Source organism: Archangium sp. (assembly GCF_057119385.1).
This window is the reverse complement of record NZ_DBNGVP010000096.1, coordinates 1-14027: the sequence shown is the minus strand read 5'-3', so window position 1 is coordinate 14027 and position 14027 is coordinate 1. Positions and strand designations below refer to the sequence as shown.

11 protein-coding genes are annotated in these 14027 nt (G+C 69.1%); 5 read left to right on the top strand and 6 right to left on the bottom strand.

Features of this window, described 5'->3' with window-relative positions; genetic code table 11:
* Nucleotides 1-46 precede the first annotated feature (46 nt).
* The 3 genes from AC16DP_RS23770 to AC16DP_RS23760 form a co-directional block, all read right to left on the bottom strand.
* A complete protein-coding gene (locus tag AC16DP_RS23770) occupies nucleotides 47-2179 on the bottom strand; it encodes a membrane dipeptidase (protein ID WP_329733878.1) in 2133 nt (710 codons plus the stop codon).
* Nucleotides 2179-2904, bottom strand: coding sequence for an SMP-30/gluconolactonase/LRE family protein (locus tag AC16DP_RS23765; RefSeq protein WP_329733879.1), 726 nt, complete (start codon nucleotides 2902-2904; stop codon nucleotides 2179-2181). The genes AC16DP_RS23770 and AC16DP_RS23765 overlap by 1 nt, the downstream gene beginning before the upstream one ends.
* Nucleotides 2905-3126: 222 nt before the next feature.
* Entirely contained in the window at nucleotides 3127-3363 is a 237-nt protein-coding gene (locus AC16DP_RS23760) for a hypothetical protein (protein ID WP_329733880.1), read from the bottom strand.
* Nucleotides 3364-3623: 260 nt separating this feature from the next.
* Here AC16DP_RS23760 and AC16DP_RS23755 point away from each other — a divergent pair, with 260 nt between their 5' ends.
* Nucleotides 3624-3794 (top strand): hypothetical protein, encoded by a 171-nt coding sequence (locus tag AC16DP_RS23755; RefSeq protein WP_329733881.1) that lies wholly within the window; start codon nucleotides 3624-3626, stop codon nucleotides 3792-3794.
* Between the two features lie 3 nt (nucleotides 3795-3797).
* Here the strand turns inward: AC16DP_RS23755 and AC16DP_RS23750 are convergent, their stop codons facing one another.
* Nucleotides 3798-5231: an RIO1 family regulatory kinase/ATPase domain-containing protein gene (locus AC16DP_RS23750; protein ID WP_329733882.1), complete on the bottom strand. Its 1434-nt coding sequence runs from the start codon at nucleotides 5229-5231 to the stop codon at nucleotides 3798-3800.
* Between the two features lie 49 nt (nucleotides 5232-5280).
* Nucleotides 5281-6855 (bottom strand): phytoene desaturase family protein, encoded by a 1575-nt coding sequence (locus AC16DP_RS23745; protein ID WP_329733883.1) that lies wholly within the window; start codon nucleotides 6853-6855, stop codon nucleotides 5281-5283.
* A gap of 121 nt (nucleotides 6856-6976) precedes the next feature.
* Here AC16DP_RS23745 and AC16DP_RS23740 point away from each other — a divergent pair, with 121 nt between their 5' ends.
* The 3 genes from AC16DP_RS23740 to AC16DP_RS23730 all read left to right on the top strand — a co-directional run bounded on the left by AC16DP_RS23740 (nucleotide 6977) and on the right by AC16DP_RS23730 (nucleotide 10448).
* Nucleotides 6977-8785 (top strand): sensor histidine kinase, encoded by a 1809-nt coding sequence (locus AC16DP_RS23740; protein ID WP_329733884.1) that lies wholly within the window; start codon nucleotides 6977-6979, stop codon nucleotides 8783-8785.
* A gap of 190 nt (nucleotides 8786-8975) precedes the next feature.
* Nucleotides 8976-9578, top strand: a complete 603-nt coding sequence (locus AC16DP_RS23735) for a hypothetical protein (protein ID WP_329733885.1) — start codon at nucleotides 8976-8978, stop codon at nucleotides 9576-9578.
* A 36-nt stretch (nucleotides 9579-9614) separates the two neighbouring features.
* Nucleotides 9615-10448, top strand: a complete 834-nt coding sequence (locus AC16DP_RS23730; protein WP_329733886.1) for a hypothetical protein — start codon at nucleotides 9615-9617, stop codon at nucleotides 10446-10448.
* On the opposite strand, the gene AC16DP_RS23725 is transcribed toward AC16DP_RS23730, so the two are convergent.
* Nucleotides 10402-13017 (bottom strand): GAF domain-containing sensor histidine kinase, encoded by a 2616-nt coding sequence (locus AC16DP_RS23725; protein WP_329733887.1) that lies wholly within the window; start codon nucleotides 13015-13017, stop codon nucleotides 10402-10404. The two genes, AC16DP_RS23730 and AC16DP_RS23725, sit on opposite strands and share 47 nt — an antisense overlap.
* A gap of 479 nt (nucleotides 13018-13496) precedes the next feature.
* Here AC16DP_RS23725 and AC16DP_RS23720 point away from each other — a divergent pair.
* On the top strand, nucleotides 13497-14027 hold a 531-nt coding region (locus AC16DP_RS23720; protein ID WP_483956864.1), incomplete at its 3' end, for a protein kinase domain-containing protein.

The window sequence follows — 14027 nt, the reverse complement described above, 5'->3', positions numbered from 1 at the left end:
GCGTCAATTCCGGGAGCGAGGGGCCCGTTCCGAGCGTCCCGCCCTGCTACTGGAGGGTGTAGGCCACCGTGCCGCTGCAGCTGTTGCTGGAGTAGCAGCCCGCGCGGATTTGATAGACGCCGCTCTGCGTGGCCGTGAAGCTCATGTAGGTGAGCACCCCACAACTGTCGTCATTGTAGGCTACCTGGGTGCCACCCGGGCCATACAGGCGCAGGTACGTGTCACCCGAGCCGGAGGAGCCGCCCACGGTACAGGTGCCGAGCTGGAGGGTCTGCCCGGCGTTGAGCAGCACGTTGTGGGTGGGCGTGTTCTGCTGCGCGCTGTTGGTGTTGGTGGCGCTGTAGCTGAACGAGCCGCTCGTGGGGCAGAGGAAGCGCACGCGGTAGTCCTGGCAGTAGCCATCGGACTGGTCGGCGTTCTGGCAGATGCCACCCACGGTCGGAGCGCAGGTGTAGACCTCGCCCGTCTGTGTCCAGTTCACCCCGGAGGTGTTCTGGCACTCGATGCCCACGGGGCTGGAGCACGTCTGGCCGGCGAGGACGAAGTCACCCAGGCCTTCCCAGTCACCGGAGCCGCTCGGGCCATCCCGGTTCAGCCACCCCGTCCAGTTGCCGGTCTGCACCGTGGCCAGGCTCGCGCTGCGCTCCCACATCTGCAGGAAGTTCTCCGCGGAGCGGTTGAGGTGGTCCAGGTAATGGGACGGCGTCCCCACCGCCTGCAGGTCCGACATCAGCGCCGGCAGCAGGCCCACGTGCGCCAGGCCCTTCTTGTGCAGGTCATTGGGCCCGCCCGAGCTGTTGATCTGCGTGTAGTCCGAGTAGCAGGTGAAGGGGTTGTAGCGGGGCTTGAGCTGGGACGTGAAGCCGTTCAGGTCCGCACCGAAGCCCACCTTCAGGCCGTTGTCCACCGCGTACATGAGCGACTGGGCGAAGGACCGGGCCGAGCCCTGGCAGCTGTTGCTGACGGAGGAGCCGTACTGGACGGTCGACTCGGGACCGGTGCGCAGACCCACCATGCCGCCCGTGCTGGTGATCATCTGGATCTCATCCTGCTTGATGTACTTCTCGTGGCGGTCCACGGAGGAGTCGATCGTGTTCCACATGTGCGCGTGCGAGTAGAGCAGCGGGTAGTTCCCGCGCTGCTGCGCGATTTGATGGACGTTGGCGAAGCCCTTGCGCGACAGGTGCGCGACGTCCACCAGCATGCCGCGGTCCATCATCGCGCGGACCAGGGCCTGGCCATCCGTGGTGAGGCCCCGCTCGTTGAGGTAGGTGTCACCGTTGCACGTGCCGGAGCTGCCCGAGCTGTTGCGGCAGACGATGTCGTTGATGCGCGTCTGCTCGCTGAAGGTGATGGCCTCGATCTTGTTGGCCGCGCCGATCAGCTCCTTGATGGGGGCCGCGCCGCCGAAGCGGTTGTCCGCATGGTGCACCACCTGCACCGAGCGTACGCCCATGCTCCTCAGCTCATCGAGCTGCGCGAGGTAGTCCCCCGAGGGGAAGAGCTGGGTGACCTCGACGGCCAGCACGAGCGCGAGCTTGCCCTGCTGGATGAGCGCCCGCGCCTGGGCCGGCGTGGTGGCGATGCCCACCCACCCGCTGTTGCGCGAGACGAAGCCCTGCGCCGCCGTAATCTGGCGCTTGATGGAGGCCATCTCGTCGCAGTCGTACCGGCGCGTGGAGGCGGCCGTGTTGCTGCAGAGGAAGTTGGACTCGGCGACGGACACCACCATGACACGCAGGCCGTTCTGGTACGCCTGCTGCAGCCAGCCCTGCCACATCTGCTGGTGGGCGATGGCGTTCCACATGGGCCACTGCTCGAAGTGCGTCTGCGGGCAGGTGCCGGGAATCTTGATGCCCAGGAAGTACTGGCACTGGCGCCGGTCGTACCCGCGCTTCTTGCCCTCGTGCCAGCCGGTGTCGTCACCGAGCAGCTCCGACACGATGGGGAAGCGCGTGGCCGCGTGGGACTTGAGCGGGAAGTTGCCGTCGCAGCGCTGGACCGCCACGTCCATGGGGCCTTCCAGTTTGCCCGCGAACCAACCGCCTCCGAAGCTGTGCTCGGCCATCAGGTGCGAGTGGAGGTCCGCATAGCCGTAGACGGTCTGCGCACCGGCCGGGGCGCTCGCGCCCAGCACGGCGAGGATCGCCCACAGGAAGAGAGGCTGACGGGAGCTCATCACTTCTTCTCCTTGGACGCGGAGGACCTGGGGGCGGGCGCCGCCTTCTTGGTCGAGGTGCTCGAGGTGGGCTGCGACGTCAGGCAGAGGGTGCACGTCTCCCCGTTGTCGTAGACGAGCGGCGTCACCTGGAGGGTGGAGAGGTTCAGCTTCCGGGTCATCCGGCCCTGGAGATCGCCCAGGTACAGGCCCTTGCCGTCCGGCGTCAGCGCCAGGCCGTGCACATCCTCGGCGGAGGAGAGCGTGTACAGCACGTCGCGCTTCTCGGTGCCGGTGTTCTTGTCCTCGGTGACGCGGACGACCTGCCCTTCCACCACGCCATAGGCCACGTTGAGGTCGGTGCCCTTCACGATGACCGGGAAGTACTCCTCGAACGAGCTGTTGAGGGTGATGGTGCTCCCGGTGGCGCCATTGGCGGGGGCCATCTGCACCAGCTCGTCGCCCGAGCTCGTCCAGAGGACGTACCCCGTCTCCGGATCATACGTGGTGGCGTAGGGGCCCTCGGTATCGGTGGCGAGGGTCTCGACGTTCGAGCCGTCGAGGTTGCTGCGCTTGATGGAGTTGCTGGCGTAGTCCGCCCAGTAGCGCTTCGCCTGGGCCGGGGCCTTCGCTCCGGCGGAGGGTTTGACGATCACCACGCGGGGATCCTGCTGGGCCAGCGCAGCCGGGCCGAGCAGCCATCCACCGAGGCACAGGGACACGTACAGACGAGACCGCGACTTCATGGGGGTACCTCCAGCGTGGCGCGCCACGCTGTCAGCTGATTCGAGGCACCTCCCTCCCAGGCCGCGGGAGGGGATGCCCCGTCTCCAGGGAAGGCATTGCGGTGCGCGCGACTCCCCGCTCCGCAAGCACGGGTATTCGTCTCATGAAAATTCCCTTATTTCAAGAGAGACGGAAAACCCACAGCCTCCCTGGATTCCCGCCGGAAGCGGTCCCGGGCGGGGTCAGCGCTTGTTGTCGTAGGCGATGCCCTTGTTCACCTCGTCCAGGGCCTTCTCGGTGAGCTCGACGGCCTTGGCGCGGTGGCCGCCCTTGTCGTGGGAGGCGGACTTGAGCGCGGCCAGGGCGTAGCGCAGGTGGACGAGCGCCTCCTCCATCTTGGGCTGCTTCTCGGCGAGGGCGCGCTGGGAGAAACCACCGAGGACGAAGGCCACGGCAACGGCGATGACGGTGCGACGCATGGGGGGACTCCTACGTGGACAGGGGTTGGACGGCGGGCCCATCATCCACGAGCGCACGTCAACCTTTCCACAGGCCGTCTGTAGGAACTCCAGTCTTCCCGCCGGGTCGTCACACCTCGGCGCAGGTGGGCGTAAATCTCCCAACGGAAGACGGGGGGCTTGGCGCGTCCAACCGCCAACACACCCTGTCATTTCGACAGGAAGGGCTCGGCAAAGCCTTTGCAGTAGGCCCCTCGCGAAGTCCATCAGGGGGTGCGGGCATGCGGGGAGTCATCACCGGACGCGAGGTACTCGAGAACCTGGGCCTCATCTACCGGGAGTTCGGAGCCACCTGTCTGCTGCGCTGTCTGTGGGTGCTCCTCTCCGGACGCAGCACCACCTTCCTCGAGGTGGCGTGCCAGCCCGAGCCGAGGCAGGAGCGCTACCGCTAGCGGCTAGGACTCGTCTTCCGGCTTCGACGGCGAAGCGGAAGGGACGGCCGGGGACTTCTGCACGTAGGACACCGCCGGACCGCCACCCCCGCCCCGAGGCTGACGCGGCCCCCGATCGGGCCGATCGCTCCTCCGCTCCGGAGGACGCCCCCGCGGGCCCTGCGGCCCCGGCTGCTGCTCCGAGGGCCTCGCGCCCTGCTCTCCCCACTGACGCTGGCCTTCACCGTTCCCACGCGGGAAACGCTCGTCTCGCGCACGGTCTCCCCGCGGGAAGCGCTCCCCCTGGGGGCGGTCGTTGCGCGGCGGCCGGTCCCCCTGGGGACGGTCGTTGCGCGGCGGACGGTCGTTGCGCGGCGACCGGTCGTTGCGCGGCGGGCGGTCTCCCATGGGCCGGTCGTTGTTCCGAGGCGGCCGGTCTCCCATGGGCCGGTCGTTCCGGGGCGGCCGGTCTCCCTGGGGACGCATCTCCCGAGGGCCCTGCTGCTGCTCCGGGGGCCTCGCGCCCTGCTCACGCCACGGACGCTGGCCGTCGCCGTTGCCTCGCGGGAAGCGCTCGCCCTGGGGCCGGTCCTGACGCGGAGGCCGGTCTCCCTGGGGACGGTCTCCCTGCGGCCGGTCTCCCCGAGGTGGCCGGTTGTCGAAGCGGTTGTCGCCGTTGCGCGGACCACCGGAGAAGCGGCGCGGCCCATCGCCCTGGAAGCGGCCCGTGGGCACGAAGTCCGGCGTCAGCTCGCGCTTCGTGTACGCCCGCCAGATTTCAGCCGCGTCCCCGGCGCGCGCACGCAGGCTCGGGTCCGCCGCCTCGAAGTAGCGGCGCAGGTTCTCCAGGTCGCGCTTGAAGAAGAACTCGGCCTGGCTGTTGGCCGCCGCGTCCACCACCTGCGGGAAGTCGATGATGGTGGCCCCGCGGTTGCCCAGCAGGATGTTGAAGGCCGACAGGTCGCCGTGGATGAGGTCGCAGCACAGCATCCGGATGGCCTGGTTGCGCAGGTCGAAGTACAGCGCCGAGGCCTCCTCGGGCGTCAGCGCCGCCTCCTCCAGCCGCGGTGCCGGGTGCCCCTCGAGGTCCAGCACCAGCTCCATCAGCAGCACGCCCTCGTAGAACATCACCGGCTTGGGCACGCACACGCCGGCCGCGAACAGCTTGCCCAGCGCGTCCGCCTCGGCCGTCTTCCACGCGTCCTCGGCGGCCTGCACGCCGAAGCGGCTCCCCTTGGCGATGGCCCGCGCCGTGCGGCTGTTGCGCACCTGCCGGCCCTCGCGGTAGCCCGAGTTGTTACGGAAGTTGCGGTGCTCGCGCTCCTTGTAGATCTTGGCGGCCACCACCTCCCCGTGGTGGCGGACGAGATACACGTCCGCCTCCTTGCCACTCTTGAGGCGGCCCACCACCTCGTCAATCACACCATCGGCCAGAAGGACTTGGAGCGCTTCGTTCATCGTTCGCAGGTCGGAAGGCTCCGAGTCCTACCATGTATTCCGGGGAACCTCAGCCCACACGTGCACGAGGCTCGGTCGAATGCCCGTCGACCGGTGGCACATACGGCCAGCCAGCCAGGGGCCCCTTCCCCGCCTCCCGGGAGAGGTAGTCGGCCGCGATGTTCGCGCTCTCCATGATGGTGAGCAAGCCGCTGCCGGGGTGCGTCCCTCCTCCGACCCAGTAGAGCCCCTCGACGCTGGGGCTCCGCACGTGGGGTCGCAGGGGCCCCAACTGTGTCCAGGTGTGGGACAGGTTGAAGACGGCCCCCCGGAAGACGTTGAAGTCGTCCCGCCACGTCTCGGCGGTGAAGTAGCGCTCGGCGCGGATGTGCTGGCGCACCCCCTTGAGGCCCACCTTCTCCAGCATGGCCGGAATCCGCTCGCGCAGGGTGCGCTCGGTGTCCGCCCAGTCCACGTCCCGCGAGGTGTTGGGCGTGGGCACCAGCACGTACAGGGTGGAGTGGCCCGCGGGCGCCCCGCTCTTGTCCGTCACCGTGGGGTTGCAGACGTAGAAGGGCGGGTCGTCCACGTCCACCTTCTGGTCCTCCAGCGCCTCCCGGTCCGTGCGCCGCGCGCTGTTGGACAGGTAGATGAGGTGGTGGGGCAGCTCGTCGTAGACGCGGTCCAGCCCGTAGTAGGCCATGAAGGTGCTGCACGAGTACTTCGCCTTCTCCAGCGCCGCGTCCGTGAGGCGCGTGCCGGCGCGGGCCTCGGAGGGGACGAGCTTCTGGGCCGCGTAGGGCAGGTCCGCGTTCACCACCACCGCGTCCGCCTCGAGCCGCTCGCCATTGGCCAGCCGCACCCCCGCCGCCCGGCCGTACTCCACCAGCACCTGCTCCACCGGCGTGCCCAGACGGAAGGTGGCGCCCAGGTCCTCGGCGCACTTCATCATCCCCCGCGACAGGGCCCGGAAACCGCCCTCCACGTGCCACACCCCGAAGGCCAGCTCCAGGTAGGGGATGACGCTGAAGACCGAGGAGCACGTGGTGGGGTGCAGCCCCAGGTACTTGGACGGGTAGGAGAGCGCGTAGCTGATGCGGTCGTCGTGGAAGAAACCGTCCAGGTGCTTGTAGAGCGTCTGCCAGGGCTTGAAGCGCAGGGTGGAAAGCAGCCGCCAGGGTGCGTAGTAGGCGAGGCTGTCGGCGTGGGTGGCCATGAACTTCTCATAGGCCAGCGGGTACTTCGCCCGGCTCTCCTCCAGCCAGCGGCGCAGCGCGGGGGCCTTGTCCGGGCCGAACTTCGCCACCTCGCGCTCCATGCGCGCCACGTCCCGCGTGGTGTCCAGGTACGTGCCGTCCCAGAAGTGCACCCGGGTGTTGGTGTCCAGCGGCACCAGCTTCACGTAGTCGGAGATGCGCTTGCCCGCGCGCTCGAAGATGCGCTCCAGCACCCCGGGCAGTTGCATGATGGAGGGCCCCGTGTCCACGGCGTACTCACCGTGCTCGCCCAGGGTGAGCCCCTTCATCCGCCCCCCGGGCACCGCGTCCTTCTCCACCACCGTGACCTTCAGCCCCAACCCCGCGAGGTTGATGGCCGCTGACAGCCCCCCGGGTCCCGCTCCCACGACAATGACGTGACGTACCATGGCGGCCCTACGATGCCTGGAACCGTCCGGCGTTGCAGCTTTCCAGGCGAGCAGGCGTCCCCGGCCCCTCCCTCGGACCCCCCACGGCACGATTCCGGCCCCCCGCGCGTTCTTCCGGCCGATGCGAAAGGCCGTCGCCGGTTTCCTCTTCGTCGCCCTGCTGGCCATCCTGCTGGGTGCCAGCTCGCTCGCCGTCCTGCGCTCGGCGATGCGCTCCCAGGACCAGCTCCTCACCGGGTATATGGAGGACGTGGTCCTCACCCAGGAACTGGTGACGGCCCACACCCACTTCATGCACCAGGCGAGCGACTTCCTCCTGCAGGAGGACGAGGGCCACCTGGACGCGCTGCTCCAGGCCCGCGAGAACTTCGGCACCGTCGTCGGGCAGCTCACCCGCCAGCAGCCCAGGACGCCCGAGGAGCGCCAGCTGGTGGCGCACTTCGTGGAGACCCGGGACCGGGCTCGCGCCGTGATGGACCACCTCATCGCCACCCGGCGCGAGGAGGGCCCCGCCTCCGGCCCCCGGCTGCTGGCCGAGCTGCAGCCCGTCCGCATGGAGATGGAGAAGACGTTGAACGCCCTGGCCGACCACGAGCGCGAGCGCTACTGGCAGACGCGCCATCAGACGCGGGAGGCGTCCAGCCGGGCCCTGGGGATGCTCGCGCTGGGATTCCTCGGGACGGTGGTGGTGGCGGTGGCCCTGGGCGTGTTCCTGGTGCGCGCGCTCCGGCAGCGCGTGCGGGCCGAGTCGGAGCGGGCCGCGATGCTCGAGCGCGAGCATGCCGCCCACCGCGCGGTGGAGGAGCGGCAGGCGCTGTTGGACCTGGTCATCGAGCAGAGTGGCGATGCCGTGGTGGTGACGGACGCCAAGGGCGTCATCCGGCTCTTCAACGCCGAGGCCGAGCGCCAGCACGGTGTCACCCGCCAGCAGGTGTCCGCCCCCGAGTGGGCCGACACCTTCGGACTGCTCACCCTGGACGGACACCCGCTGCCCCTGGAGGAGACGCCGCTCTACCGCGCCCTCCAGGGCCGGCCGGTGAACAACGCCCGCTGGCTGGTGAAGCGGCCGGATGGCTCGGTGCGCACGCTGTGCGGGACCGCCTCGCCCCTGCGCCGGCCGGATGGTTCGCACGTGGGCGCCGTGCTCACCGCCCGCGATGAGACGGAGCGTCTGGCATTGGAGCAGCAACGCGCCAATGCGCTGGAGCGGCTGCGCAGCACCGCGGAGTTCCGCGAGCGCTTCCTCGGTATCGTCGGGCATGATCTGCGCAATCCGCTCAATGCCATCACCCTGTCCGCCCGCGTGCTGCTGGTGTCCGAGGCCCTGCCCGAGCGCGAGCTGAAGGCCGTGCGGCGGATTGCCTCGAGCGCGGACCGCATGGCCCGGATGATCTCCGAGCTGCTGGACTTCACGCGCAGCCGGCTGGGCGGTGGCATGCCCGTGGACCCGTGCCTGGCGGACCTGTCCGTCATCTGCCGCGAGGCGCTGGAGGAGTTGGAGACGTCGCATCCCGGCTCGAGGTTGTCACTGCGGGTGCTCGGACAGGGATTGGGCGAGTGGGACGCGGGACGGTTGTCACAGGTCGTCTCCAACCTGGTGGGCAATGCCTTGCAGTACAGCCCCGAGGGCTCTCCCATCCGCGTCACGGTGGACGGACGGGCGTCCCACGAGGTGGTGCTCTCGGTGCACAACGAGGGCGCGCCCATCCCCGGGGACGTGCTGCCGGAGCTCTTCGAGCCCTTCCGCCGCGGCACCCGAGAGAACGCCCACCACGGTGGCGGACTGGGACTCGGGCTCTACATCGTGCAGCAGATCATCCTCGCGCACGGTGGAACACTGGGCGCCGAGTCGCACGCGGGCGATGGCACCACCTTCACCGCGAGACTGCCGCGCGAGAACCCGGACAGGGCAGTGACGCTCGCGAATTGAGGCGGAGAGAAGAACTGTGGAGCCGCTGGATGAGGGCGGGTAGGCTCCTCCTCACATGTTCGCGGCAAAGTGCATCACCCCATGCCTCCTGGGCTCACTCCTCCTCGGGATGGGGTGTACCCCGCCCAGACCCATCGAAGGTGTCTGGCGCCCAGGCTTCGGAGAAGATCCGGAGCGCATCCCGGGACCGATGAAGAACTTCGGGCCATTCGATTCCTACGCGGACGCGCTGAAGGCGGCTTGCCCGCTCATCCTCTCCAAGCCCAACGCCACCGTGGGCCACCTCCAGGACCTGGACCTCGAGCTGGCAAAACGAGTCGCGACCGAGTACTGCGCCTGGCTGTATTACACGCCGGAGCACCAGTACGAGATGAGCATGCTGACGGACTTGCCGCAGCCGGACGATTTCATGACAAACAGGAAGAGCTGTATACTTCCCACGTTCGTGCATGACCCGCGCTACGAGCGAGGCGAGATCAAATACATCTTCGCCGTCCATAATCATCCATTCGGGTCAATACTCTCCCCGCAGGATCTTCACTTCATCGAAGAAAAAGCCAGCACCCACCCGTGGGAGCTCGAGACGAAGAGCGGCACGATCCGACTTTCCACCATCGCCTTCTTCTCGAAGTCGAAGAACCCCGCGATCCCCACCTGCGATGGCTTCTATCAGTATGTTCCAGCCACCCGTGAAATCATGACGTGGACTCAGATACAGGGCCAATGGAACAGGACGGAGCGCGGGGTCGTCAGGTGGCAGGATGACGGAACATACCGGATCGAGAAGAGATAGGCGGGTTCCCTCCGGAGCCCACTCCGCGGGTATTTCATGGCACCAAGAAAGCTGATTTTCGTCATCGCCATCGCGCTCTCGAGTTGCGTGCGCAAGCCAGAACAATTCTGGACGCCCGCGGGACACGACAGGTCGATCATCTTCCCTATGTCCGTCGGAAGTGGACTCGTCGAGGTGGAGGCGCAGAACGCGACCTATGACCTGGATGGTGAAGTACTACGGGCTTTGATGATCGCCGGAAATGATTACATCCCTCCCGGTATCCCCAACCCTCCGTGTTGGGCCAGACTCGAGTCACTCGAGTATCGGTTCACCCGGCGCGACGACATCATCTTCGTCTATATCAGCGAAGACTTCGAGCGTTGCGGCCGCAAGCTCAGGCCAATGCATTACGGCGCGAAGTACGCGATCAGCAAGGACGGCCGCATCCTCCGGCGCGTCATTGATGGGATGGACGAGGATGATCACGTCTGGAGTCTGGAGACCCCCGATGGCGGGAGCGTGACGGTCGTCACGGAGTCGCGAGACAGCCCCACCCTGGAGGATCTGGACAGGCCCGATAGTGGAGTCCTGATGGTCACCACCGAACCCGTGACCATGCCTGGCGTGATCGTCATCGCACCGATACCGGGCTTTGTGCCCATCCCAGAGAGTCCAGACTTCCCGCTCGGCAACACGATGTCTCCCTTTGATGACGCGGGGACGTGGCCGTGGCGGGCCGGCAAGCGCGTTCCAGGCACTCCCGACGCGGGCCTGGATGGAGGCTCGCCCGATGGAGGCTCGCCCGATGGAGGCTCCATTGGAGACGCCGGAGCCGGGCCCCTCAGTGCACCCCCGTTCCCACCGGATGCCGGGGCAGCCGCACCGTGAACGTGGTGCCCTCCTCCTGCGTGGAGCGCACCGCCACGCTTCCCCCATGCGCCCGGACGATCTGCTCCACGATGTAGAGCCCCAGCCCCAGCCCCGACGTCGACGTCGGTGACTGCTCCTCCCCGAACCGCCGGAACGGCTCGAAGATGGACCCCAGCCGCCCGGCGGGAATCGGCGCTCCCGCGTTGTGCACCTCCAGCCGCACGAAGTCCCCCTCCCCGTACAACGAGAAGCGCACCCGCGACTCCTCCGGGCTGTAGTCCAGCGCGTTCTTCCCCAGGTTGATGAGCAATTGCGAGAGCCGGTCCGCGTCCCACTCGCCCTGCAGATCCCCCTCCACCTCCAGGTCCACCTCCCTCCCCGGCCTTCCCGCCTCCAGCTCCTCCACCACCTCGCGGCACAACGCCGTCAGCTCCACCGCTCGCGGACTGATGGGAATGCCTCCCCCCAGCCTCCCCCTCGCGAAGTCCAACAGGTCCGAAATCATCCGCCTCATCCGCTCGGCGCTGGTGATGATGCGGCGCGCCCCCTTCACGTGCCGCTCCCCCAGGTCCTCCGAGCGCAGCAGCGCGTTCGCCGACAGCAGGATGGCATTGAGCGGATTGCGCAAGTCGTGCGAGACGATGCTCATGAAGCGCTCGCGGAACTCCGCCGTCCGGCGCAGGTGCTCCTCCGCCCGCTTCTGCTCCGAGATGTCCATCACCACCACGCCCAGCCCGCTGACGGAGCCGTCCACATCCCGCACCGGGTAGTAGCTCGCCAGCCAGTACCGTTTCACCCCCGGCCGCGCGGGCGTCTCCCCCGCCACCTCCACGTCCATCACCGGCTGCCCCGTCTCCATCACCCGGCGCAGCACCGGCTCCACCTGCTCGGCGATCCTCGGCAACACCTCGCGCAGGCTCTTCCCCACGTGCTCCCCGGGAGAAAAGCCATTCATCCGCGCCAGGTGCTCGTTGAGCCGCAGGAAGCGCAGCTCCGTGTCCCAGAAGCCCAGGCCCACCGGCACCGTCTCCATGATGGCGTCCAGCCGCGAGAGCGCCTCCTGCGCCCCCGTGCGCGCCCGCCGCTCCGCATCGTAGAGCCGCCCCCGCTCCAGCGCCTGCGCGCACTGGCCCGCCACCACCCCCATCCACGCCCGCTCATCCGGCGGAAACGGGTGGCGCCGGCGGAAGGACAGGCCCATCGCTCCGATGACCCGGCCCTCCACCGTCAGCGGCAGGCACACGAAGGCCCCGTACTCCTCCACCTCGGGATGGCCCCTCCAGTGCGGATAGTCGGCCAGCACGGACTCCAGCGACTCGTAGAAGAGCGGCGTCTGCGTGCGCACCACGTCCCGGTACATGACGGGCGAGTCCGCCGGGAAGTGCGTCCAATCCCGCGTCTCCGCCTCCGCGTAGCCGGTGGTCTCCAGCATGTCGAACCACTGCCCATCCTCCGACAGCAGCCCCAGCGAGCCCCCCGCGGCCCCCAACGCCCGCACCGCCTTCTCCACCACCCCGTGCGCCACCTGCGAGGTGGTGAGCGCCTCCGACAGCGCCGCCGTCACCTCCTGCAACCGGGCCGTGCGCGACTCCTGCTCCCGCAGCCGCTCCAACGCCCGCTCCGCCTGCTCCCGCGCCTCGCGCTCGCGCGCCGCCAGCTGCGCCTGGAGGATGAGCGCCGTGGCCCGGCTCACCATGGCGCCGAAGAGGAGCTTGTCCTCGTTGGAGAAGTCGAACGCCGTGCGGCTGCCCATCAGCGCCACCCCCAGGGCCTCCTCCCCCCGCAGCAGCGGAATCCCATACAGGCCCCGCGTCCCCTGGCGCCGGAACACCCCCGACTTCACCTGCGCCGACGTGCCCGCCGAGCGCAACGCCATCGGCCGCCGCTCGGCCGCGATGCGCCCGGCGAACCCCTCGCCCAGGTGCACGAAGAAGCCGGAGGCCACCAGCTCCTCCAGCCCCACCGAGGCGCGCGCCCGCAGCACGTCCCCCTCGCGCAACAGCAGCGTCACCGAGTCCACCGCCGAGGTGGCCTCCAACATCACCCGCAGCAGCCTCGGCAGGAAGGTGTCCGGGTCCTCCGTCCCCCCCGCCGAGCGCGAGATGCGCTCGAGCACCTGGAAGGTCCGCTCGCGTGCCCGCGCATGCCGCGCGACGGCCGCCGCCATCAGCGCGTCGAAGGCCCGGTGGAAGTGCGCCAGCTCCCCCAGCACCACCGCCAGCTCGTGCGCCGCGCGCTCCTCCAGGTGCTCGGTGTACAGCCGCAGGATGCTGTCGCGCAGGGCCGAGTACTCCCCGGACACCTCCTCCAGGTCGTAGCCCAGGTCCAACCGGTCCAACGCCTCCAGCTCCGGGGTCTCCGCCGGCCCGCCCGGCGTCCCGTGGTGGCGCGCCTCCATCATCCCCGCCATGCGCTCGAGCAGCACCGGCAGGTGGGTGCCGAGCCGCGGGTGGGGCAGGCCCCGGGTACACGGCAGCTGACGCACCGCCCGCTCCCACTCCTCCAGGATGAGGGAGCGGTGTCCCCGGATGAACTCGTGGAGGTGGAGGTGCCCGGGTGTTTCCAGCGGTGTTGGATGCTCCGCCATGCCCTGAAGATGGAGCAGCCCCCAATCGTGAGGCCGCCCCCCCTGGCCCCGGGTCCGGGAAGCTCCCTCCCAGGGCGGCCAGCATTCCCGGCCGCTCCCCTCCTCCGTGCCGTGCGAGCACGCCACCGGGCCCCCCCGCGGGGACGTCACATTCCCCCGTGACACCGCGCGGAGGAGCGCGTCACAGCGCATGGATGGGGCCGGGTCCACGCGGAGTCCAGCCCGCCCCCTTCCCGGTGGCGGACCCGGACGTCCAGGCGACCCCATGCATGCCTCTTCGCGTCAGGCCTGGAGGGGCTCCCAGGGCGCTCCAGTGGTAGACGTCTACCAGTGAAGGAGCACATTTACCCACACCACTGGTAGACGTCTACCAGTGAGCGGGCCTCCCGGGGACGCGCTCGCGCCGAGAGGAAGGCCCGCGCGAGAGGCCGGTGACGGGGGGCGTCATGCTACGCTGCCCCACTCCGGAGGTGGTGCGCATGGAGCAGGCAGCGGTGGGGCGTACGGAGCAGCGGCGTCAGGCGCTGGCCCGGTGGCGGTGGCGGCAGCTGCGCAACCGGTTGGGCCGGGAAGGGGCGCAAGAGGAATTCCTGCCGAAGGTGGGGGAGGGGGTGGCGGGCTTCACCCTGGAGGCACGCCTGGGGGCGGGCAGCTACGGCACGGTGTTCCGCGCCCGGCGTGGCGAGAGGCTGTACGCGCTCAAGCTGCTGTACCTGCCGCACGCGGGGGCGTGGGCGTGGCGCGAGTTGGAGGTGCTGCTGCGGCTGCACCAGGCGCGGCTGGTGGAGGTGGACTGCCATGGGCACCACGGCGAGCACCCGGAGGCCGGGCCCCTCTTCCTCTACGTCGTCACCCCCTACGTGCCCGGCCTGCCCATGGACAGGTACGTGGAGCGCCACAACCCCGGGGCGGCGTGGGCGGCCCGGGCGGTGCTGGCGCTGGCGGAGCAGTTGGGGGTGGCGCACGCGGTGGGCGTGGTGCACCGAGACCTCAAGCCGGACAACGTGGTG